Annotated in this window: 24 protein-coding genes; 18 read left to right on the forward strand and 6 right to left on the reverse strand. The window is 40.4% G+C overall.

What is annotated here, in order from left to right:
- Positions 1 to 168 precede the first annotated feature (168 nt).
- Positions 169 to 1,452 (reverse strand): YeaH/YhbH family protein, encoded by a 1,284-nt coding sequence (locus tag HYQ67_RS21150; protein WP_202307386.1) that lies wholly within the window; start codon positions 1,450 to 1,452, stop codon positions 169 to 171.
- A gap of 71 nt (positions 1,453 to 1,523) precedes the next feature.
- On the reverse strand, positions 1,524 to 3,458 hold the full coding sequence (gene yeaG / locus HYQ67_RS21155; RefSeq protein WP_202307395.1) for a protein kinase YeaG: 1,935 nt from the start codon (positions 3,456 to 3,458) through the stop codon (positions 1,524 to 1,526).
- A gap of 88 nt (positions 3,459 to 3,546) precedes the next feature.
- Between yeaG and HYQ67_RS21160 the strand changes: the two genes are divergently transcribed.
- From HYQ67_RS21160 to HYQ67_RS21180, 5 genes are all read left to right on the forward strand, one after another.
- Entirely contained in the window at positions 3,547 to 5,487 is a 1,941-nt protein-coding gene (locus HYQ67_RS21160; RefSeq protein ID WP_202307397.1) for a recombinase family protein, read from the forward strand.
- A gap of 617 nt (positions 5,488 to 6,104) precedes the next feature.
- Positions 6,105 to 6,485, forward strand: a complete 381-nt coding sequence (locus HYQ67_RS21165) for a hypothetical protein (RefSeq protein ID WP_202307399.1) — start codon at positions 6,105 to 6,107, stop codon at positions 6,483 to 6,485.
- A 372-nt stretch (positions 6,486 to 6,857) separates the two neighbouring features.
- Positions 6,858 to 7,007 (forward strand): hypothetical protein, encoded by a 150-nt coding sequence (locus HYQ67_RS21170; RefSeq protein WP_202307401.1) that lies wholly within the window; start codon positions 6,858 to 6,860, stop codon positions 7,005 to 7,007.
- 89 nt (positions 7,008 to 7,096) lie between these two features.
- On the forward strand, positions 7,097 to 7,597 hold the full coding sequence (locus tag HYQ67_RS21175) for a hypothetical protein (protein WP_202307403.1): 501 nt from the start codon (positions 7,097 to 7,099) through the stop codon (positions 7,595 to 7,597).
- Positions 7,598 to 7,669: 72 nt separating this feature from the next.
- Positions 7,670 to 8,140 (forward strand): hypothetical protein, encoded by a 471-nt coding sequence (locus HYQ67_RS21180; RefSeq protein WP_202307405.1) that lies wholly within the window; start codon positions 7,670 to 7,672, stop codon positions 8,138 to 8,140.
- A gap of 629 nt (positions 8,141 to 8,769) precedes the next feature.
- On the opposite strand, the gene HYQ67_RS21185 is transcribed toward HYQ67_RS21180, so the two are convergent.
- Positions 8,770 to 9,459: a hypothetical protein gene (locus HYQ67_RS21185; RefSeq protein ID WP_202307407.1), complete on the reverse strand. Its 690-nt coding sequence runs from the start codon at positions 9,457 to 9,459 to the stop codon at positions 8,770 to 8,772.
- A gap of 256 nt (positions 9,460 to 9,715) precedes the next feature.
- Between HYQ67_RS21185 and HYQ67_RS21190 the strand changes: the two genes are divergently transcribed.
- Positions 9,716 to 10,444, forward strand: coding sequence for an HNH endonuclease (locus HYQ67_RS21190; RefSeq protein WP_202307416.1), 729 nt, complete (start codon positions 9,716 to 9,718; stop codon positions 10,442 to 10,444).
- Between the two features lie 72 nt (positions 10,445 to 10,516).
- On the forward strand, positions 10,517 to 11,194 hold the full coding sequence (locus HYQ67_RS21195; RefSeq protein ID WP_237391376.1) for a hypothetical protein: 678 nt from the start codon (positions 10,517 to 10,519) through the stop codon (positions 11,192 to 11,194).
- Between the two features lie 206 nt (positions 11,195 to 11,400).
- Here HYQ67_RS21195 and HYQ67_RS21200 read toward each other — a convergent pair whose 3' ends face one another.
- Together HYQ67_RS21200 and HYQ67_RS21205 are read right to left on the reverse strand one after the other, a co-directional pair.
- Positions 11,401 to 12,144, reverse strand: a complete 744-nt coding sequence (locus HYQ67_RS21200; protein WP_202307418.1) for a hypothetical protein — start codon at positions 12,142 to 12,144, stop codon at positions 11,401 to 11,403.
- Positions 12,145 to 12,262: 118 nt separating this feature from the next.
- Positions 12,263 to 12,574 carry a hypothetical protein gene (locus HYQ67_RS21205; protein ID WP_202307420.1) on the reverse strand — a complete coding sequence of 104 codons (312 nt, stop codon included), beginning with the start codon at positions 12,572 to 12,574 and terminating at the stop codon, positions 12,263 to 12,265.
- 179 nt (positions 12,575 to 12,753) lie between these two features.
- Here HYQ67_RS21205 and HYQ67_RS21210 point away from each other — a divergent pair, with 179 nt between their 5' ends.
- From HYQ67_RS21210 to HYQ67_RS21220, 3 genes are all read left to right on the forward strand, one after another.
- On the forward strand, positions 12,754 to 13,263 hold the full coding sequence (locus HYQ67_RS21210; protein ID WP_202307422.1) for an EAL domain-containing protein: 510 nt from the start codon (positions 12,754 to 12,756) through the stop codon (positions 13,261 to 13,263).
- 11 nt (positions 13,264 to 13,274) lie between these two features.
- Complete coding sequence (locus tag HYQ67_RS21215) at positions 13,275 to 13,607, forward strand: hypothetical protein (protein WP_202307423.1); 333 nt, start codon at positions 13,275 to 13,277, stop codon at positions 13,605 to 13,607.
- A 77-nt stretch (positions 13,608 to 13,684) separates the two neighbouring features.
- Positions 13,685 to 14,140, forward strand: a complete 456-nt coding sequence (locus HYQ67_RS21220) for a hypothetical protein (protein ID WP_202307424.1) — start codon at positions 13,685 to 13,687, stop codon at positions 14,138 to 14,140.
- A 50-nt stretch (positions 14,141 to 14,190) separates the two neighbouring features.
- Here the strand turns inward: HYQ67_RS21220 and HYQ67_RS21225 are convergent, their stop codons facing one another.
- The gene (locus HYQ67_RS21225; protein WP_202307425.1) at positions 14,191 to 14,556 is read right to left on the reverse strand and encodes a hypothetical protein; all 366 of its coding nucleotides are present in this window, start codon (positions 14,554 to 14,556) and stop codon (positions 14,191 to 14,193) included.
- A 273-nt stretch (positions 14,557 to 14,829) separates the two neighbouring features.
- Between HYQ67_RS21225 and HYQ67_RS21230 the strand changes: the two genes are divergently transcribed.
- Genes HYQ67_RS21230 through HYQ67_RS21265 form a run of 8 tightly spaced genes read left to right on the forward strand, consistent with a single transcriptional unit; the run spans position 14,830 to position 22,155 of the window.
- Positions 14,830 to 15,414, forward strand: a complete 585-nt coding sequence (locus HYQ67_RS21230; protein ID WP_202307429.1) for a terminase small subunit — start codon at positions 14,830 to 14,832, stop codon at positions 15,412 to 15,414.
- Complete coding sequence (locus HYQ67_RS21235) at positions 15,320 to 17,209, forward strand: terminase gpA endonuclease subunit (protein ID WP_237391377.1); 1,890 nt, start codon at positions 15,320 to 15,322, stop codon at positions 17,207 to 17,209. The genes HYQ67_RS21230 and HYQ67_RS21235 overlap by 95 nt, the downstream gene beginning before the upstream one ends.
- 12 nt (positions 17,210 to 17,221) lie before the next feature.
- Positions 17,222 to 17,752, forward strand: coding sequence for a hypothetical protein (locus tag HYQ67_RS21240; protein ID WP_202307431.1), 531 nt, complete (start codon positions 17,222 to 17,224; stop codon positions 17,750 to 17,752).
- Positions 17,752 to 19,260, forward strand: a complete 1,509-nt coding sequence (locus HYQ67_RS21245; RefSeq protein WP_202307433.1) for a phage portal protein — start codon at positions 17,752 to 17,754, stop codon at positions 19,258 to 19,260. Before HYQ67_RS21240 ends, HYQ67_RS21245 begins: the two co-directional genes overlap by 1 nt.
- Positions 19,208 to 21,034 (forward strand): phage major capsid family protein, encoded by a 1,827-nt coding sequence (locus tag HYQ67_RS21250; RefSeq protein WP_237391378.1) that lies wholly within the window; start codon positions 19,208 to 19,210, stop codon positions 21,032 to 21,034. Before HYQ67_RS21245 ends, HYQ67_RS21250 begins: the two co-directional genes overlap by 53 nt.
- A 5-nt stretch (positions 21,035 to 21,039) precedes the next feature.
- Positions 21,040 to 21,363 (forward strand): hypothetical protein, encoded by a 324-nt coding sequence (locus tag HYQ67_RS21255; RefSeq protein WP_202307435.1) that lies wholly within the window; start codon positions 21,040 to 21,042, stop codon positions 21,361 to 21,363.
- A 1-nt stretch (position 21,364) separates the two neighbouring features.
- Complete coding sequence (locus tag HYQ67_RS21260; protein WP_202307437.1) at positions 21,365 to 21,757, forward strand: hypothetical protein; 393 nt, start codon at positions 21,365 to 21,367, stop codon at positions 21,755 to 21,757.
- A gap of 17 nt (positions 21,758 to 21,774) precedes the next feature.
- Positions 21,775 to 22,155: a hypothetical protein gene (locus HYQ67_RS21265; RefSeq protein WP_202307438.1), complete on the forward strand. Its 381-nt coding sequence runs from the start codon at positions 21,775 to 21,777 to the stop codon at positions 22,153 to 22,155.
- Positions 22,156 to 22,258: the final 103 nt, after the last annotated feature.

The following is a 22,258-nucleotide window of genomic DNA, read 5'->3' on the forward strand; positions in this document are numbered from 1 at the left end:
GCAGGCTGAGGTGGTCAGGAACTTGCAGTCTAAGCCCATGTTTTGCTCGACCTGATGTCGAGATATCGTCAGATAAGGAAAGATAATTTATTGATGATACGTGAAATGTTAATAGTGAAATAAAAAATTCAGCCAGCAAAACAGAGTCCACTGGCTGAATTTTATAGTTTAATTGTGGGAGTCGCTAGTCTGCTTCTGGAACAGTTCACGGAACACAGGATAAATATCGTCCTGGTCACGGATGTGCTGCATGGCGAAATTATCGAACGTTGACTGTAAGTTCTCGTACTCGCGCCACAGCGTCTGATGCGCACGACGGGTTATTTCGATATAGCTGTAATAACGCACTACCGGCAGCAGTTTCTTTGCCAGGATCTCATGGCACAGCGGAGAGTCATCGGCCCAGTTATCACCGTCCGATGCCTGGGCGGCGTAAATGTTCCACTGCGCCGGGTCATACCTTTCTTTCACGACCTCATCCATCAGCTTGAGGGCGCTCGACACGATGGTGCCGCCGGTTTCCTGTGAATAGAAGAATTCATGTTCATCCACCTCTTTAGCCTGAGTGTGGTGACGTATATATACGACCTCTACGTTCTTATAGGTCCGGCTCAGGAACAGATAGAGCAGGATATAAAAACGCTTCGCCATGTCTTTTGTGGCCTGGTCCATTGAGCCGGAGACGTCCATCAGGCAGAACATCACGGCCTGGCTTGAAGGCTCCGCCCGTTTTTCGTAGTTCTTGTAGCGTAAATCGAAGGTATCGATAAACGGCACTCGCTTGATTTTCTCGCGCAGCTCGGCGATTTCCTTGCGCAGCTGCTCCTCTTCAAGCAGCTGTGCCGGTTCGCTTTTGCTGACGATATCAAGACTGTCTTCCAGCTCGTGCAGCGCCCGGCGTTTGCCTGCCGTCATCGCCGTACGCCGCGCAAGAGAGTTTTGCAGCGAACGAACCACGGCGATGTTGGCCGGTACGCCGTTAGATGTGTACCCGGCACGGTGAGTCTTAAACTCGTTAAGCTGCCGGTGCTGATTTTTCTTCAGGTTGGGTAGGGCGAGATCCTCAAACAGCAGATCCAGGTATTCATCTTTTGAAATCTGGAAGACGAACTCGTCCTGACCTTCACCGTCCTGGCTTGCCTGGCCCTGGCCGGAACCGCCGCCACCGCCGCCGCCCTGTGGACGCTCAATGCGGTCATTTTGCACAAAATGATCGTTGCCGGGATGGACGCGATGGCGTAGTCCGCCCCGGCCCTGGTGAAACATCGGTTCGCTGATATCTTCACTTGGGATGGACACGGACTCGCCGCTGTCGACGTCGGTAACCGAACGCTTGTTGATGGCCTCGGAAATCGACTGTTTGATTTGTGCCTTGTAACGGCGCAGGAAGCGCTGGCGGTTAACCGCGCTCTTGTTTTTGCCGTTCAGTCGCCTGTCAATAAAATAGGCCATAGTTCCCCCAAACTGCTTTGCCAACTGCGCAGGGGTACCACGGCTGTGGCACCCGGTAGTGACTTAAGACGTTATGAAGATTTGCGGACCCGCAGATACCATTCGCACAGCAGACGGACCTGTTTACGGGTGTAGCCTTTCTCCATCATACGATCGACAAAGTCATCGTGTTTCTTCTGCTCGTCGGTCGAGGTTTTGGCGTTGAACGAGATAACGGGCAGCAGCTCTTCGGTGTTCGAGAACATTTTCTTCTCGATGACCGTGCGCAGCTTCTCGTAGCTGGTCCAGTTAGGGTTACGACCATTATTGTGGGCGCGGGCGCGCAGCACGAAGTTAACGATTTCATTACGGAAATCTTTCGGGTTGCTGATGCCGGCTGGTTTTTCAATTTTTTCCAGTTCAGCATTCAGGGATTCACGGTCAAACAGCTGGCCGGTATCCGGGTCGCGGTACTCCTGATCCTGGATCCAGAAGTCAGCGTAGGTCACATAACGGTCGAAGATGTTTTGCCCATACTCTGAGTAGGACTCCAGGTACGCCGTCTGGATCTCTTTGCCGATAAATTCGGCGTATTTCGGGATCAGATAGCCTTTCAGGTGTTCAAGGTACTTCTCGGCGATATCCTGCGGGAACTGCTCGCGCTCAATCTGCTGCTCAAGCACATAGAACAGATGCACCGGGTTAGCCGCCACTTCCACATGGTCAAAGTTGAACACGCGTGAAAGGATCTTAAACGCGAAGCGTGTCGACAGCCCGTTCATTCCTTCATCCACACCGGCGTAATCGCGATATTCCTGGTAGGATTTCGCTTTCGGATCGGTATCCTTCAGGCTTTCGCCGTCATACACCCGCATTTTGGAGTAAATGCTGGAGTTTTCTGGCTCTTTCAGACGCGACAAAATGGAGAAACGGGACAGCGTTTCAAGGGTGCCAGGGGCGCAAGGCGCGTGGGACAGCTCGCTGTGGTTAAGCAGCTTCTCGTAGATTTTGATCTCTTCGGAGATGCGCAGGCAATAAGGGACTTTGACGATGTATACGCGGTCAAGGAACGCCTCGTTGTTTTTGTTATTTCGGAAGGTCACCCACTCCGATTCGTTGGAATGCGCAAGAATTATGCCGTTGAACGGCAGGGCAGAGATGCCTTCAGTACCGTTGTAGTTCCCCTCCTGAGTTGCGGTCAGCAGCGGGTGAAGCACTTTTATCGGCGCTTTGAACATCTCGACGAATTCCATGATGCCCTGGTTTGCGCGGCACAGCGCGCCGGAGTAGCCGTAGGCATCCGGGTCGTTCTGGGCGTGGTTTTCCAGTTTTCGGATATCCACTTTACCGACCAGCGCCGAGATATCCTGGTTGTTCTCGTCACCCGGTTCGGTTTTGGCAATGGCAATCTGTGCCAGAATGGACGGCCAGACTTTTACCACGCGGAATTTGGTGATGTCGCCGCCGAACTCCTGCAACCGTTTTGCCGCCCACGGGGACATAATCGTGCCGAGGTAGCGGTTAGGCACGCCGTACTCTTTTTCAAGAATCGACGCATCTTCCTGAGGGTTAAACAGGCACAGCGGGTGATCGTTCACCGGGCTGCGCTCGCCGTTGGCGCTCAGGGTATAAATAGGGACCCGCTGCATCAGTGCTTTCAGACGCTCGGCAAGGGAGGACTTACCGCCACCCACCGGCCCCAGCAGGTAGAGGATTTGTTTCTTCTCTTCCAGCCCCTGGGCGGCATGTTTAAGGTATGCAACAATCTGTTCAATGGCTTCTTCCATACCATAGAACTCTTCAAACGCCGGGTAGCGGGAAATCACCCGGTTTGAAAACAGACGGGATAGCCGTGGCTCCGTGGCAGTGTCCACCATCACTGGCTCACCGATGGCCATCAATAGCCGTTCTGCCGCGTTGGCATAGGCACTGCGATCTTGCTTACAGATGGCAAGAAACTCCTGCAGTGTGAACTCTTCGTCCTTGGCAGCTTCATAACGCTGGCGATAGTGATCGAATATATTCATGGCATGCCGTCCTGTTGTAAACTGTGGGAACATTTGAAGCTATCAGAATTTTTACTTTTAGCGTAGGTCTTCAACGGGATATAAAAATATGCTCCGTCCTATTTGTTATGAGCGTGTATCGAGTTTTGATCAAGTTGTTACTGGAGCAGGATTGGATGATCAGCGTTCAATTATCGAGCAGTATTTGGATGATAATGCTGATAAATTCACATGTGACAGGATTTATATAACAGATGAAGGGGTGTCAGCCTTTAAAAACGCTAACATCTCCCCTGAGTCAAATCTTGGTAAATTTTTACAAGATGTGCGAAATCGCAAGTACGGGAAGGGTGATGCACTTATCGTGACCAGTCTCGATAGGTTGAGTCGCCGCTCCAGTTGGACGGAGAATACGATCCAATTTATTGTCGTGAGTGGCATAGTCATTTACGACATAAGTACTGGCCTAGTGTTAAGGGATGATGACAGTTTTTCGAAAATACTAATGGAAATCATCCTACAGCGTTCACACAACGAATCGTTGATGAAATCTGTTCGTGCAAAAGTTGCATGGCAAAACAAGGTTATGAGAGCAGCGGCTAACGGTGAGGTTGTATCAAATCGTATGCCGTTCTGGTTAGAAAACATTGATAACAAGTACTCGGTCATTGAAGAGCAAGCCGCCTTGGTTGTTCAGTGCTTTGAATGGTACAAAGCTGGGTTTAGTACTGGCGAGATAGTGAAACGTATCGGTGATCCAAAGTGGCAAATGGTAAAGGTATCTCGCCTAATACGTGACAGGCGGTTGTTAGGTGAACATAAGCGGTATAATGATGAAGTAATATCGAATGTGTACCCAAAAATCATTGACGATGAACTATTCATAACTGCCAATCGGATGATGGATACGGTAATGGCAGATAAGAAAAAACCTGCCGAAGATCTGTTGCTGGAACCAGACGTTGTTAAACAGATTTTTGAACTGTCAGAATCGGGGCTTGGTTCGGGTGCGATTGTTAAACGATTACCGGATGGTTGGAGTACTGTCAATGTGCTACGTGTCCTTCGTGACAAGAAGGTAGTAGAGCAAAAGATTATTGATAATCTGACGTTCGAACGAGTAAACGAAAAACTTACTAAAAGTGGTGTTGCAAACCGAATCAGGAAAGATGTAACTATTGCTCAAAATGATTACATAACAAACTTATTTCCTCGAATCCTTAAATGTGGTTTCTGTGGTGGGAATATAGCGATCCACTATAATCATGTTAGGGCAAAATACGTTATCTGCCGTACACGTGAAGAGAAAAAAAGGTGTGATGCTAAATCTATACAATATACTCGAATTGAGAAGAATATTCTTAATACGGTTATGCAAGTCGATTTTTCAAAATTGATGAATGATGGTACAGCAGATAATAATGATGGCCTTGAGACATTGAAATTAGAATTGCTTGCCTTAAAGTCACAAGAGAAACAATACCTAGAAAAAATCACAAAAAGAAAAGATGAAGGTAAGAAAACTTCTATGCCCTTAATGGAAGGGCTAACTGATGTACAGGATAGTATCGATGAGTTACAGGATAGGATTAATAGCTATTCTCATAAAAAAGAAATTCCGGCTTTTGATTATGATATCGATGCTGTACTTGATCCAATGAATGTAGAGTTAAGAGCAAAAGTAAGAAAGGAACTTAAACTGGTACTGTCACGAGTATCTTATTGGGTGTTTGATAAACTTATTTTTGTTGATTTGAAGTACTTCACGGATGTTCTATCACATGCACTTCTCATTGATAACAAGCGTGGCGGCGGTGAATTATTGCAGGAGATTGCTATTACGCAACAAGGTAAAGAGCGTACATATAGAGTACAAGAAAAAGGAAATACCGTATTCAAAGTGGTTTCGGATGGTGATGTCTGGACTTTAGAAGCAAGTCGCTCTAAAACACTCGATGAGCTTTACAACTTCATGCGACTGCTGCAAGGAAGGGAACCAGAAACATTTGAGTTTGGCATTAATGAAGACCAGATAGATTGGATTGATTAGCGAAGATGACCGGTTTGAAAGTTAATTTGACCTCACCAGAACCTCTGTGTGAGGTTTTTTTGTATGTCGTAGTGCATAGGCACAGGTTTAACGTAGAAGGTAGCAGAACGCGTTACAAGAGGATTAGGTGGGTTTTACTTTAGGTCGGGAGCGAGGCAGCAGCAAAACTCTGTCAGTGTTTAGACATCGTTGACAGAAAAAAGACTTTAGTGAATAAAGGGGAAGTGCACTGAAAATCATGAAGATTCAACGGGTTGCGTATTTTTTAGGATAAAATATCGAAAGTGACTGAAAAAAAGAAGAAAAAAAAATCTAGCTTTGAGTGAATAAACTCCAAGAATTGATAGGCAGGACTAACACATTATCAATGAAAATTCAAGAATTATATTTACAATTCAGCACCCATTGGGTTTGATTTTCCTTATCTTTAGAATACCACTTTGGATCTTAAATTGTCAATTTACTGATGAATTTCACTTAAGTCGAAAATTGACTGAACGACATTCAACCTTTAGCATTATAACCGTCAACACGGCATCGATTTAATAATCATGCAAACGAGTAAGGAGGTAGCCCATGAGATGACTTTTAATTTAGCCAAAGAAAAGGAGGTCTCTATGACCGTATCAAAACGTGGCCGCGTGCCAGAAACTATCAAAGAAGTAGTACAAGAACAATTTACCCGCATGGGAGATCGCTATTCTGCCACTATGAAGTGGAGGAAGTCACATAGCGTTAGTTACTTCAGTGTTTTCCGTGAGTTACCAAATGAGCCAGATCCAGTTATCTACACATTTGCGATTCATGGTGATGAAATTCGCTATACAAGCTGTGATGTGAACACATGCGAAGCAACACAATTATCATTACCGAACTCAGAGGATGCTTTCTTTCAGTTCATGTTCAAATGTGATATACCGTTAGAGTTCGACGCATTTACGCAAATTATGCGTTTGATCTCATTGTATGGATTAGACGTTACTGCTTTCTATAAATAAAAAGAATGAGAGGCATATTATTATGCCTCTGTTATTTTACTCCTGTTATAAATAGTACTATAAGAATAGGAGGATTGATTATGACTTGGTTAAGTAATGAGATACTTAAGGTACTAGCAACAATAATTTATATTTTTGTACTAATGCCATTTGTTATGGTACTGCATTTGTCATTTACGGTTCTAGCACTACTATTGCTACCATTTAATAGAGATCTGATAAATAAATCGAACGATAACAAAAATGAAACGCCATAAATTAATATGGTATAATATATATAACATTATAATTCCTCCTTCCAAAGTTGCCCTACGCAAGTGGGGTACTTTTTTGTATGGATTTTTAGGGGGAATGATTACAAAGGAAAGTAACATGGAAAAGGAAAACAAAACACAGGTTGTATCAGTTAGATTTACTGATACACAGAAATCAGCATTACAAAAACTTGTTGATTCAGGTAAGGCTAAAACAATTGCGGGTGCTATACAGTACTTAATCAATAGTCACATGATAACAGGTTAATACATAGCAGTACGGTTGGCTTCTCACCGCACAAGAAGAGTAAACGCGGCTACAGGATGTACCGCGTATTTACAATGGATGTAATTATAATGAGAAAGGTTAAAATAAATGATCTAATTGGTCAAAAACTAACTGATAAAGAAAAAGCACTAAGAGTATGGCATAACTTTCACTCAAGAGTACTCAATAATAGTAATTATGCTAATGTTACCATATGCGAAGAATGGTATGTGTTCAGTAATTTTTATAATTGGTATATTGATAACTATGTAGCAGAATGGCATTTAGATAAGGATATATTAGGAGGTGATGAGTACAGCCCAAGTAACTGTATCTTTGTACCGAGAGAAGTCAATCAATTGTTCCGTGTAGTACCAACATCTTTATCAACCGGTGTTGCCGTTAATCATAAGGGCTATCAAGCACAAGCAACATTTGATAAGAAAGTACATAAATTTGGGACATACCCAACGATAGAAGAAGCTCATGCTGCTTATGTTGTTGGGCGTAAATCATATATCTATAAACTATCGCAGCAGTATAAAGCATATCCGAAACTTAGTGCGGTACTATTACAAAAATCACAATAATAAAATTGGCCTATAGTGGGTAGAGTCGCTATAGGCCATGAAAAATTAACATAATTTACAGGGGTATTTATCATGGCAAGAAAAGAAGCAATTCATAATAATCAGAAAGTACAGGGAGCATTAAAAAATATAACATTACATGCCCTTTCCAAAGAAGCAAAAGATGTAATGAGAAATCTAATTCAAGAAAGTGATTTTTTAGGTAAAAACAGAGTACCAGAAGAAGACGTGTATGCCATTGTTCGTAATAGTCCAGAGTTAAGCGAACAGCTAACATTTGAATATCTAAAGCTATACAGACAAACAAAAGGTATGAACTACCCGGATAGTAAATCAGCACGTGAGAAGTACAAGAGGATCGCTACGCTCATTTCACAGGCATTCGAGCAACTACTGAACGATGGTGTACCCCTCAACATGATTGCAAAGTATAAGTCTAAGCAGTTGATGACAGACGAACAGAAAGCCGCACATCTAGAGATGTTAGATAGCGGGGCAGATCTCCAATCACTCATTGATCATCTTGTAGCAATGAAGAAATGATAACCGTTTTGCATAGTTACGGTAATGGAACAGATGTTATTAACCATCTGATTTTTTTAATATTTATTACCGTAACTATAACCGTATTTAAAAAGGTGAAAATACGGTTATTATTAGTAGTAATGAATATATATTCAATATCTAGCGGTGAAATCAATGTTTTATGCACTGTATGTAGTGGTTTTTGAATAACCGTAACTTAATATAATATAACCCATACCCATTACTTTGAAAGCATACGTGTCTTACTGAAATTCAGTCTCTAGAGAGCCTAACTCGCTTTGCTCGTCAGTCTCTATAAAAACCAAATATTAGATCGTAACTTTGCGTTTTTCTCATCAGTACTCGAAACAACGCAAGGCGTAAATACTCGCTTTGCTCGGACAGATAATAGTACTGACTAAACTATTGGGGGCGGCCTATGGCCTAAAGTTCGCTTCGCTCTTTTTGAAGTATCTACGCGGGCTAAGCCCTTGTTGGGGTTATCGGGCTGTTTAAGCCCTTACTGAAGTCATCAAATTATCTAACGACACGAAGCAGTACTATCAAGTTACATACATTAAAGTATGGAATGTCAATGAGTTGAGTTGCCCTCTAAGTCGAGAGAAGGGCACATGTACATAGAAATATTATACTTCGAATAACTCTCGGAATTTGTAATTGTGAATTTTCTCATGAATAGATATTCCGTTCTGATACGAAGATAAGGCCTCAGCATAATATTCATTGAAATGATTCCCAAAAAGCACAAAAAATCTTTTGTCATCAATAAATTCTGATAAGGCGTTTCGCAAATTGAATGTGGCATTAGATAGCGACATAATAGTGTTTTGATGAGCATCCAATAACTGTATTAGTTCATTTTCTTTTAAAATCTTAACATCCCATCGTTTTAATGAATGAAATCTCAACTTAACATCTTCTAGCTTTAATTTATTATTTTCTATTGAAATCCTTAACTCATCAAGTGATATTATCACTTTTGCTTTATCAGCTTGGTTTTCGAAAAAGTTAGAGCGATAGTAAATGTCAGCCTCCGCTAATACATTGATAAATGAGTCATGTACTGGAGAAACTGAATCCATCTCATTGAGTAATGATTCAGCCTTTTCTAATCCGAGTGTTCGCGTTTTTTCTGATAGCCAATCTTTAGCATTAATTGCTGCATATAATGCAGCACCTGCCATTACTATATTACACAAAACAGAAATCCAATCACTTACGCTTCCCCATTCAAAACCATTAGAGCCAGAAAATAGTACTTTAATTAAAGCTAATGTCGCTACCCATAGAAGTACTATGACGGTAGCAACTAACAATTTGTTCCATCGTTCAACTCTCACTTTCTCAACCCGTAGACTGGTTCATGGATGAATAATTTTACCATTTGCAGTTATGTTTCGTAAATGTTCATCGTAGTGTGAAAATTTAACCTAAGTGGAAGTTGAGACGTCATTAGATGGCGTTGTACTGGCTGAGATCACGATTTCTTTAAAAAAAAGGGGGCTGGTTGCTTTGAACTGGTTAACATAGTGAGCTTATAAGCACCGAAGAAGTACTTCAGCAGGAGCAGATATGAACAGAAAGCAATTCATCCAGTCACACGGAGCTACTTGCAGTAACTGGACGTGGAGTTGGTCATTTGTTAACCATGAAAAGAAGATGGTCATCTTTGGGTCATGGGATGTTGAGAGTGAACAAGAGCGGTCAATCATTCTTCGAGAGCGTTGGGAGTACAACTCAAACAACAAAAAACAACCGGGATACACCCAGGCACTGGAACACATCAGGTTAGTCCATGAAGGCTACGAACTTTACACCTTCAATATGGTTTTCGCAGAACACCCGGATAATCCTGAAATTGCAGTAATCAAGGATTTTGAGCGTAAATTAAACAAGCGATATCTTCGTAAAGAAGGCGTTGTTTGGTATGCAGATTTCTTACCTAATCCATTCCCTGATGAGATTCCTTCAGGAGAGAGTTTTGTTGAAGGTGCAAAGACTCAAGTAACAGTGAACTACTACGAACGCGATCCAAAGGCCAGACAAGCCTGCATCCAGCATCACGGTACTACCTGTAAATGCTGTGGCTTCGATTTTGAGAAGGTCTATGGTACACATGGCCGTGGGTTCATTCATGTACATCACATCAAGCCGCTTCATACGATTGGGGAAAACTATGTGGTCAACCCCGTAACAGATATGATCCCATTATGTCCAAACTGCCATGCAATGGTACATCGTGGAAGCGAAGTACTTCCAATTGCAGATTTGAAAAAGAAAATGACATTCTGGAGCGAGTAAATGGATTTATCACAATTGAGTAACGTCGAATTGATCCCGCCGAAAGGTGGCTTTTATTATTAGGGGGGCGTGATGGGGTGGCAGAAAGAGTTTAGTTTAGAATTTGAGCGGGATGAACTTAGAAGGTTAATTTCCTACGTTAACTGGTTTACATTCAAACCAAAATTTAAAGAACAATTGGTTTTATTATTAACACAGCTTTCAGAAAAAAATATTAATCTTAACGTCATAGATATGGCAGATGAACCCGATGGATATGGATTTGATTGTATAACTTTGCAGGTCTCAGATCGTATGACGGGAAACATGCGGCAGCAAATTACAAAAGAAAGCATAAAGTTTAATCATCATAGGCAAAAAGGTGCTTCTTTATCAATAACCTATAGTGCTACAGGGGCTGTGCATATGATGCTATTCCCATCTTCATCCGAAGATTCAATGGCAGAGCATGACTCATTAATTATTTTTCATTCTTATAATGCGAAGAATATAACTCCGACTATTATAGAAAACGGTGTGAGAGATCTACTTCGTTATCATCGAGTAACAGGTGTGTTACATAAATCATCAATAAAGGATATGTTAAGAATTAAGCTGTTAAGAGTAAAAACATACTTTATACAGTATAATGATAAAGAAAATAAATTCAAAAGACTTACAGCACTATATATTCCAGCTTTGACTTTGTTTGTCACTTTATTAGCAACAATAGCAACTATATTGACGATGAAAATTACAATGCAACTTTAATTTAAGCATGCCGTACTTGTCTTATCATAATAAGTTGATATTTTTTTAGTAAAATAAATCATTCTACCAGACTGCACATAGAGGGTATAGTCAAAACGCAGACACTGTATCCCTCAAGTAATGAAGCATGGAACAATCAAGCAACAGATTAGTTGATAAGGGGCGGAATGCCCCTCTAAAGAACGTCAACGTTCGAAGCACAATAATTATTTAAATAAACTATCAAAATCAATTGATAACTCATTTATATTATTTTTGACTGATTCATGAATTGCAAGGACTGCTATTTTTTCATTATTCCACTTTCTGTTTCTACTTATAAGTTCGGCCTCATCTTTCCACGTATCAATTAAAGAACGATGTACTTTCTGTAATTCGATTAAGGACGCAACTAAATTACTGAATCGATTTTCTTCAATTATAGTAATTTTCCATATCGTGAGACTATGCATACGAGCACTGAAACTAATAACCAGTGTTGCTAAGTCTTGGAATTTTTGTACGTGTTGATAGTAATCGGTCTCATAGTGTTTCGACGGTGTACGAGCACTACCTTGGAAGTTCGCTTCCAAATTGAGAACGTAGTTAGCTAACAGGTGCTGTTGAGCAATTCTTATTTTGGTAAGTTCTAGCATACATTGACTTGCTTGTCTAAAGCCTTCATTCTGGATTTTAGGTGATAGCCAGTTTTTTGCATTAAATGCTGCATAAATCGCAGCACTTGCCATTAATACATTACTTATTGCAATAATAACATTGGAATAAGTATTTAAAGCCACACTGGTTATATTGAAAGTGAAAACACGTAAAAAAGTCAATGCTGAAAATACTAATAGTAATATTACTGCGGCTACTAAAGATTTATTCCATCTTGCAATGTTTTTTATACCATGATCACATTGCTTATTATTAGTTTCATTTTCAATATTTTGGGGTTTTATCTCGTCCATACTCAAATCGCTTTAGGATAAAACGGAAGTATACAAAGAATTTATTCATTCTGTATACTACCACTACGTGTTCCCCTTCACCATTGGGTAGGTTTGTTGGGGGTGAGGGGGAACGCGATCAAAACGGTAATTCCCCCTGCTCACAAAACCATCCATCTTCATCATGCTGCTTATAGACGGCATTTTCAGTACTCAGATAATGCAAGCCTTCCAGTACTGAACATAGCGGCGTTTCCAGTATGAACACGAAGCAATCACGCTCAATCGTGCCTAACCAGTATGTACCTTGCTGGTTCTGGAAGAAAACACGATCCCCATATGAAAACTCATCAAGACTGTATCCCCAATAGCAGACCTTAGCCCATTGGCCTAAATGCTCAAACTGCTGCACCCCGCGTTTGATTGCCAGATCAAAACCATTCTTGCCCATACTATGTCTCTAAATTTGTACTGGTTATCCATACAGTATGGCATCACATTTCGTACAGATCCAGCCATGAAAATCACTTACCACTAAAAACGGTAGAAATGTAATTATCGATCATTTTAATTTGATCAACGCTTAAAAATGATCAATTATCAATCAGTTATGACAACTGAGAGATCAACATGAAAATCGAACATTGGGCAGTTCCAATTACGTCTTTGGACGGTATGTTACTCGGCGTAGAGCTGGAAACCCGTGTACTGATAAACGGTTGCCGGGTACTGATGGGGGCAGGAAAGGAAAGTGAATACATTCGTCATGTGGTTTATCAGAACCAGTTAAGAATGATTCAGGGTAAAGCCGCATGGTTCAAAGAAAAGGGGTTGTTGTGCGTGCTCAGTACTGGCACAGGTACACGGTATGATGATCTACCATTCATACGCTACATGGCTGCTGAACCACTGCTAACCGACGGTTACGACGTAGTACGACTAAATAGACGGTTCACTGAAGAACACATCGAAAGGCTGATTTTCCCGGTACTCATCAAGAACATCATGCAGTACTGCGACAAGGTGATCGTACAAGTCACTGGCTATAACAATCACAGGATTCTACGAGAGTCGGGGATATGGGCAGTACAGGGAGAGTACAGGCCAATCCGCTTTGAACAATGCGAACAACTTCTATAGGGATATAAAAAATGAAAATACTAATCGTCATGTTGGTAGTACTGCTCACAGGCTGCGGCAGCGTACATCACTCATTCATGGATAAAGCCTTTGTCGCCAACGTTGATAACAAGGCTACAATAGTACTGTTTGATACAGGTACACGTAACGGGGTGAAGTACTACCGTCCTCAGTTCCATAGTGATTGTGACCGTACCTACAATCCGATCTATCAGATGGACAATGGCAGTACTGGATGTATGATCCGCGAGTCACGCATTGCTGACTTACAGCCATACAATAAGTATCTAGGTGAAGAATCACTTAAACGTGTCGATACTCAGTTTAGCCATGAATTTCTTTAAGGGATAGAAAGTACAGTACAAATTAATGACGATATATGATAGAAATATTAGACGACAATTTGCGAATGGAAAGGCTAATGGATGTTGTTAAATTAATTGATGATAATAAAGTATTAATAACGTTTTTAATTTCGTGTGCATCATTATGTATCTCAGCAAGGACAGCATGGTTAGATAGATCAAGAATGACCATTAAGGCAAGACCATATACATATGATAGGGGGGATGGTATGTTATTCAACCATTTGGATATATACATTTATAATCATGGAAGACGAGACGCGGCAATTGACAGGATCGTTTATAAATACTCTGACGGTTACTCGACCTATCATGGAAGTAACGATGACTTGATTGTGTTGAAAGAAAATCAAAGGAAGATTGTTAAATTGGATTATAGCGATTTAATCATACCTGGTTCAGAAGGTGATGTACACTATCTTGAAGATATAGTCATAGTTGATATTCGTGGCAATGAGTATACAATTCCGAATTGTAAAGAAATGATAGATAAGGTTCATCAGACCAGATGAAGGCATCGTTTAATTGTATTAGCTCAGACCTGAGCTAATACACTTTACCATTACTTCAACTTAACCGCATCACCAATACACTTCACGGAAGCCCAGCAATTATTAGTCCAATCAGTATCAGAATTCTTCTGACAGAGATTGTTAACTACTGCATCTGCATCCACCATCGCCGCCTGTATCTTTATCCCTTCAAGTGCTTCCGACTGGCTCACATCCTGCTGTTGATTACCATTACGATTACAACTCAAACCCGTTACAGTCTTGATCACCTTTGCAGTCGGGTAAGGGTTATCATTATGTACGGGCATATTAGCGGCCTTTGCCCGTTCAGCACCAGACAGATCATCGATACGGGGATTAGACATACAGCCAGTGGCAACGGAGCATAACAGTACTATCAATGGATATATTTTCATTATTGTATCCCGCTGTGTTAGTTCAAGATAAAGATAGTCTATGACATTCAAAATGGAAGTGTAAGACGCTACACGGATAGTATTTCAGTACTTAAGTAAAATCACTATCTCATTATCACAATTCAATACAGAGCGTCTGAGAGCGTTTAAAAGGTACTCCTACAGGCCACCTTAGAACGCGAGTTTTCGGCACCGAATGCTTTTAATCATATGTGACCTTTTAGACTCACACAAAACATAAGCCTCTTGATAAATATATCAGGAGGTTTTTTTATGCCTAAAACAAGAACAAACAAAACTAATCTGACTATATCATACAGCGAACTATCACGCCGCTACGGATATGACGTTTCTGTTATTAGCCGTGAATGGGTGAACAGAGGACTGGACTGTACTAAATCAGAAAAAGAAATCTATGAATGGATTCGTACTAACATAATTGATCCATTACGCAACACAGATATCAAAGAACAAATTGAACAAGAGCGATTGAAGAAGCTATCAGCAGAACGCCAACTGGCAGAACTTGAATTAGCTGAAAAGAATGGGCTGGTGGTCAGTACTGAATATCTAGAACAAGTACTGACAGAATATCTGTTTCAAGTTAAAACCGCAATGCGTGCGATACCGTCCAAAACATACTTAGAGTTATTTGCTCAGAATGACGCAAAAGATCTACGAGACATATTAAAAGAAAATATTGATAAGACTTTATTCCAGCTTGGAAGCATGGAATTTGAGTTACCCACGGATGAAGAACTAAATGGACAACAAGAAGAAACTAACGAGGTTATTGAAGAAAGTACTACCGACTTTACAGCCACCGAAGATACAGAAAACCAGCGAATGGATCAGTAATGGTGTAGTGAAATTTGTTGATGGGCCGAACATGGGGCTTGACTGGCTTCCATTTAGTTTTCAAAAAGAACCGATGGATATAGCTCAGGATAGAAGTACTAAAAAGATAGTACTTCAGTCATGCAGCCAGCTTTTAAAAACGACAGTACTACAATCAATCGCATTTAACGTAATGGCGAATGATCCCTGTAATTTTGCCTTTGGGAGTAGTTCCGAATCAGAAGTGAAGAAGTTCAAAGATGGTAAGTTTTTACCCGCTATTGAAACCAGTTCAGTACTGAAGCCATTAGTAACAGATAAGAATGATAAGAACGCCGCGAATAACTCAAAACAAACACAGATGATCAACGGCACGTTTATCTATTGGCTAAACCTTAATACACCAGGAAACCTACGCGGCATTACAACACGTGTTGTCCTGTTGGATGAAGTCAGTAACTGCGAGATCACTGATGAAGGAAATCCAATTAAACTGGCTGAAGCACGTACCAGTACTTTCGGCAGTGATTCACTAGTCGTTGTATCTTCCACGCCATTGTATAAAGACGATCTGATCAATGCTGAATATAATCTTTCGGATAAGCGGCGGTACTATGTTACTCATACATGTGGTCATGAATATACTTTCGAATGGGAACAAGTAGCATTTGAATTTAAAACATTAGAAAACGGACGAGCAATACCAGACAGTACTACTACCCGTTTAATTTGTCCTCATTGTAATGAAGAGATTGATGAACATACACGCCACCAAATGATCGACGGTGGTCGATGGATTGCTACTAACAAAGATGGTGAGCCGGGTGTAGTAGGGTATCAAATCAGCCGTATGTATTCCCCATTGAATACTATTACTGAAATGGTTTCAAAGTTTGCCGATGCTCTTTATAACTTCAATCTACAAACATTTTATAATAATGAACTTGGATTACCCTATGAAGATGAATATCAGAAGGAATTAGATATTCTTCAATTAGAATCATTACGAGAAGATGAATTTAACCTTCATAACATCCCTGAAAGTACTTTAGGCATAACAATAGCAGTAGACCAGCAATTAGACCGCTTAGAAGCAACTGTATTAGGCTTTGATGAGAAGAACATTTATGTGCTCGGTCATGAATTTTTCTATGCCCACGATTGTACAAAGATTGAGGCCACAGCATGGAAGGATTTAGACCAGTTCTGTAGGCAAGATTTCCGTACTGTACAAGGTCGCATAGTACCGACACTTGCCGTATTCGTGGACAGTTCGAACGGTAACGCCACCGATACAGTTAAGAAGTTCACCGCACGTTGGGCTAAGTACCATCCTATCAAGGGTTCAAGTAGCACTACTGGTGATCTCTTCAAAACGAGTACACAGGCTGGCTACCAACTACAGATCCTAAATGTACATGACCAGAAGAATACGATACGTAAACTTTTAAACTTAATGCTCAGTACTGAAGCGGAGAACGCACCAGTTAAATTACGCTTTAGCAGTACTTTACCGTCCGATTACTTTGAACAACTTTCAGCAGAAGAATTAAAACCAGCAGGGGGGAAATTAGTATGGCGATTAAAGAAAGGTCAAAAGCGTAATGAGGCTTTAGATTGCCTTGTCTATGGAATGATAGCGATTGTATATGCACAAAGTAAATTAGGTACTCAACCATTCAGGAAACTACGTGAACATAAAGTACAGGAAAGTACTAAATATAATATAAATAAAGTAGAAGAACCAATAACCAAACCAGAGAAAAAACAGACGCGTAGACGTACTGGTATGGGTTCTAATTGGTTCGGCAAATGATAAGGAAATCAAATGGCACTACTACCAGACAAGATCTATTTGGTATCAAATCCAATGGATCTAACGGTAACAGTACCCGCTGCTACGATTCTCGTTATTAGTTTTACTTCATCCGGTCAAAGTACATCATTGGATAATCTCAATGGCAGTACTTCAAAAGATTTTACGGTTACATTAGATATGCGTACAGCAAGTGAATTACTTTTCTGTACTCAAATATCTAACGGACAAGCCAGTACATTTACTTCTGAGGTCATTAATCCATTACTTTATACTTCTGAATACGCACAATTGAAGCAGATGATCAGTGAAATTGATGCGGTAATTGCTAATAAAATTGCAGGCGGTGCTAATTACTCAATCACAATCAATAATAAAACTCTTGTAAGTGAATCACTATCATCACTTGAATCCATGCGTGAACGCTATGTGAAGCGTGCAAACTCACTATTTGTGAAAATGAATGGCGGTACTTTATCCAGTGGCGGCAAACCAATCAAGAGCATTACGGTTTTCAAGCCTAAGCCAGGGAGTACACGCTAATGTTCTGGAATAAAAAAGAAGTCACACAAGAAGCTAAACCTAAGAAACAAAAACAAGAGCGTAGTACTAAACCATCAACACTTAAACGTGATATTCAGGCAGTACGCAACACATCGGTTATGAATTTTGGATTTAATGCTAATTCAGGAAGCAATATTAACTTTCTGATACTTAAAGCACTACCTACCATGCGAGCGTTTTCACGTGATGCAGTACTTAAAAACCCAATTGGGCGTAAGTACATGAACCTTTCCGTAGATGGGGTAGTAGGGTCCGATGGTGTTTACGTGAAACCTGCGGTAGAGATTGACGGAAGCGAAGAAGAAATTAACCAGATTAATGAACAATTAGAGAAACTATTTGATCGTTGGGCTTATGATCCAGACCGATTTAGCGTCGATGGTGCTTTAAGTTTTGAGCTATTCCAACAAAATGTAGAGAAGATCAGGGTACAAGATGGTGAATGCTTTATCAGAATTCATACTATTAACCGTCAAATAAAATTAGAAATATTAGATACTGCTCGTTTACAACAATCCAATAACCAACATTTAGCCAATGGTAATTATATCAGTAATGGTATCGAATTTGACCAATGGCACAGACCAGTAAATTACTATTTCTGTAGATTTGATCCCGTTACGTACACATACAGTACTGGAGATTATGAAGTCATTCCGGCTAATGAAATATGCCACTACTTCATAGCAGACCAGCAAGGGCAGGAACGCGGATTACCCGATTTAGTCGCTACAAGTAAGTTAATTGAAGATCTGAAGAATTTCACAGAGGCTGCATTAACAGCAAAACGTGTAAGTGCTTCCAGTATGGCATTCATTACTAATAATAACGACACTACCAGTACAGATCTGTTAGGTGCTGATGAGCGTGATGAAGTTACACCAGTATACACAGAGTACTTTGAAGCGGGCTTTATTGGTGAATTAGGTGAAGGGCAGGACATTAAAACTGTCACTCCGACGAATGGTGTAGATGGTATCGATCAGTTTACTAATGAACTCATGAATCAAATTAGCATGGGCTTAAACGTAACTAAACAGGCTCTATTATCTGACACATCTAATGCTTCATTCAGTGCTGCACGATTAACAGAAAAACTACAACAAACCACTTTCCGTACTCGAACCAATGTACTTATCAGTAAAGTACTCAAACCAATCTATATAGCTTGGTTAAAGAATGAAATGATTAATAACAGCAAATTGAATCTAAGTTTTTCAGACTTTGATGATCTCATTTGTGCTCGCTACATTCTACAAAAACCAATTAGTTTAGATCCTGTAAAGGATATACAGGCTGAACTACTTCAAATGGAAGCAGGTATTAAATCTAAAACTCAGGTTATCGCCGAACTTGGTGGTGATCCAGTCAAGGTATTAGCAGAGGTACAGGCAGAAAAGGAAAAAGAAAACCCAAACAAGGAAGTTAACCAGGATGGAAATCAAAAACCAGAAGAGGGAACTAACGATACCCCTACAGGCGATTAATACAGCATCGCGAACTATCGATGTAGCGTTTTGCTCAGAAACACCAGTAGAGCGTGAAATCAATGGTGAAATCTATAATGAAATCCTTCTATGCGGTTCCGATAACGCAGATCTACGCCGTCTTAATCAAAATGGTGCAGTACTCTTTAATCATAATCGTGATGATCTCATTGGTGCTGTTGTATCTGCACATATGGACGCCGACCGTGTAGGACGTGCAACGCTACGTATTAGTACTACCGCTAATGATGAATGGGAAATGATTCAGGAAGGCGTACTAACACATATCAGTATTGGCTATAACATTAATGATTACTACATTTCTGGAAATAATATCTACGTTTCCGATTATGAAATCTATGAAATTAGCTTAGTTACAGTACCAGCAGATGCTTCTGTAGGCGTAGGCCGTTCAATGGAATCCGATATTGAAATTGATTCACTAAATAAAGCAGGTGAAACAATTCAAAAGGATCAATTCATGGTAGAAACAAATAACGATAGCGAAATTGAAACGACAGTAGACGCTACCGAACAGGAAGTTAAAGACGAAGTTGAAGAAGTAGTAGAACACGTAGATGAAGTTAAACGCGATCTAAGTGATGAAGAACTTTTAGATATTCTTTCTAAACGTCCTGACTTACTCAACAAAGTACAAGGTGAAGAACCGGAAATTATAAATAGTACTGATGATACTGAACGTGTACGCGAATTAGAAGCACTCGGTAAAGTACTTAATATTGATGTATCGGATGCCATTGGTAAAGGAATTACCGTGACCGATTTCAAACGTCAATTGAATGACATTAAAAACAATCCTAATCATGATAAGGAAATCAAATCGATGGATAAAAATCTATTAAATGATATGCTACGTGCTATCAAAGCCGGTGATAAAACCTCTCTTGAAGGTTATGAATTCGGTAAGAATGGTTATGTACGTGCTGTAGTACCTTCAACTAATACTACTACGGCTGCTGGTGTAGTCGCAGATGATCTACAAGACCAATATATTCCAAAGCTATTAAAGCTATCTGCTCTTGGTGAACTAAATACTACTGTTTATTCAGGCTTGGCTGGTCGTGGTAATCTTTCTATTCCTAAAGCTAATGGTGTAGCTCCGGTATTTAAATTCTACGGCGAAGCAGAAGCACAAGATGATTCTATTGCTAACTTCACTAAGGTTACCCTAACACCAAAAGCATTCGGTGGTGCTATTCCACTAAGTAAAACTGCAATTCTTACTGCTCCAAATATTGAAACATTCGTACAGTCTGAGTTAATGCGTTATGCGGCTCAGGGCTTGGAACAAAACGTAATGGATAAAATCGTTGCTGCTGCTCCAGTACTGAACGTTGCTACTGCGGGTTCTATCACTCTTGAAGATGTTCAAAAAGCTGTTGCTCAACTGGCACAAGCTAACGTGAATGTTCGAGCTGCGAAAGCCGTGATGAATGCCAAGACCCTTTCTACTTTACGTCAGATTGCCGTACTTGATAACACCGCCGCTAAAGCGATGGTTGAAGGCTATCGTAGTGAAGCTATGTGGTTAGCAGATGAAGTACAGGTAGTTGTTTCTGAATTCGTTGCAGATGGTGAGATCCTAATTGGTGATTTCAGTAATGTAATTATCGCAAATTGGGAAGGTCAGGAAGTGGATTTTGACGATACTACTTATCGTTCAAGTAACACTATCGTTTACCGCGTATGGGATTACTCAGATATTGCACTTGCTCATTCTGAAGCATTAGTTAATATCGTTATTGGTGAGTAATAACTATGAGAGCATTTTCTAACGGTCAACAAGATACGTTTCTAAATGCTTTCGGTCAATTAATCCAAACTTCTACGGGAAGTACTTTTACTGGAATTGTAGAAGTACTTCCCGTTTCTATTGAAGCCGCAGGTGGATTTATCGAAAGCACAGAAACATACGTAACAATGAGAAAGGATGATTTAATTAATACTGATATAGTTATCGGTACAGTACTGATCATCGATGGTGTAAACCAAACAATTTATAATATTGAAGATGATCGGTCAGGTATGGTTAATTGCTACTTTCGTACTTCTGCTGGTGCTTCATTTGCAGAGGATTACTAATATGATGTTAGTACAGAAAGTACGCCAGACAATGAAACAGCTAATCAACGCTACTAAGAATCTAACAGTATCACGTGATGCAGATGTATTTGGACAGATAGCATTTGATTACTCATTGTCTTCAATTTCTTTTGGCGGGCAGAGGAAAGCAGGTAACTTTGCTATTCAGTACTTGATAAGTCCAAAACCAGAATCAGGCAATACTGCACCGTCAATCACTTATGATCAAATTATCAGTACGTTTGATAATGAGAAAGCACGTGCTTTCAAGGATGCTGATTTAATCATTCTCTCTTACTCCTATGAACAATCCGATATCGTAACAGACCCTATAACTGGCTCGGTTTCTTTATCATTTACGATAAATATTCAAGTTACGGAGAAAACAAGATAACGCTATAAGGATATAAAATGGCCGACATTTTTTCAGGTAAGGGATTAACTTTACAATATAATACGGACACTGGAAACCGTTCACCACAGGGCATAGGAAATGTTACTATTAATAATGTAACTGAATTTCCTGCTCTAACCATCCAGTCAGAAACAAATAATTTTGAAACCTATGATAATGAGTACAAGACAGTACTACTATCCGATAAATCAGTAGAACCATTTGATATTGTGGTTGCATACTTACCTGATGATCCTACGCACCAATTCTTAAATGAAATGGCTGAATCACAATCTGTATTTCAGGTCATTCTTCAGTATCAATTAGATTTAGAAGAAAGCCAGATCACTTATGCCATCGTCAATGGTTACGTTACGGGTACTGTAGTGGTCAACTAAAACTGGCCACCGCGTTAGAGTTTTTCCAGTATCGGTTTTCCGATTCGTTTGGTGGTAACCCACAGTTATATTCATGCGGCCTGAGCGCGCTGTAATACCCAAC

It is taken from the genome of Dryocola clanedunensis subsp. sulfonylureivorans, assembly GCF_016756775.1.
Lineage (GTDB): Bacteria > Pseudomonadota > Gammaproteobacteria > Enterobacterales > Enterobacteriaceae > Dryocola > Dryocola clanedunensis.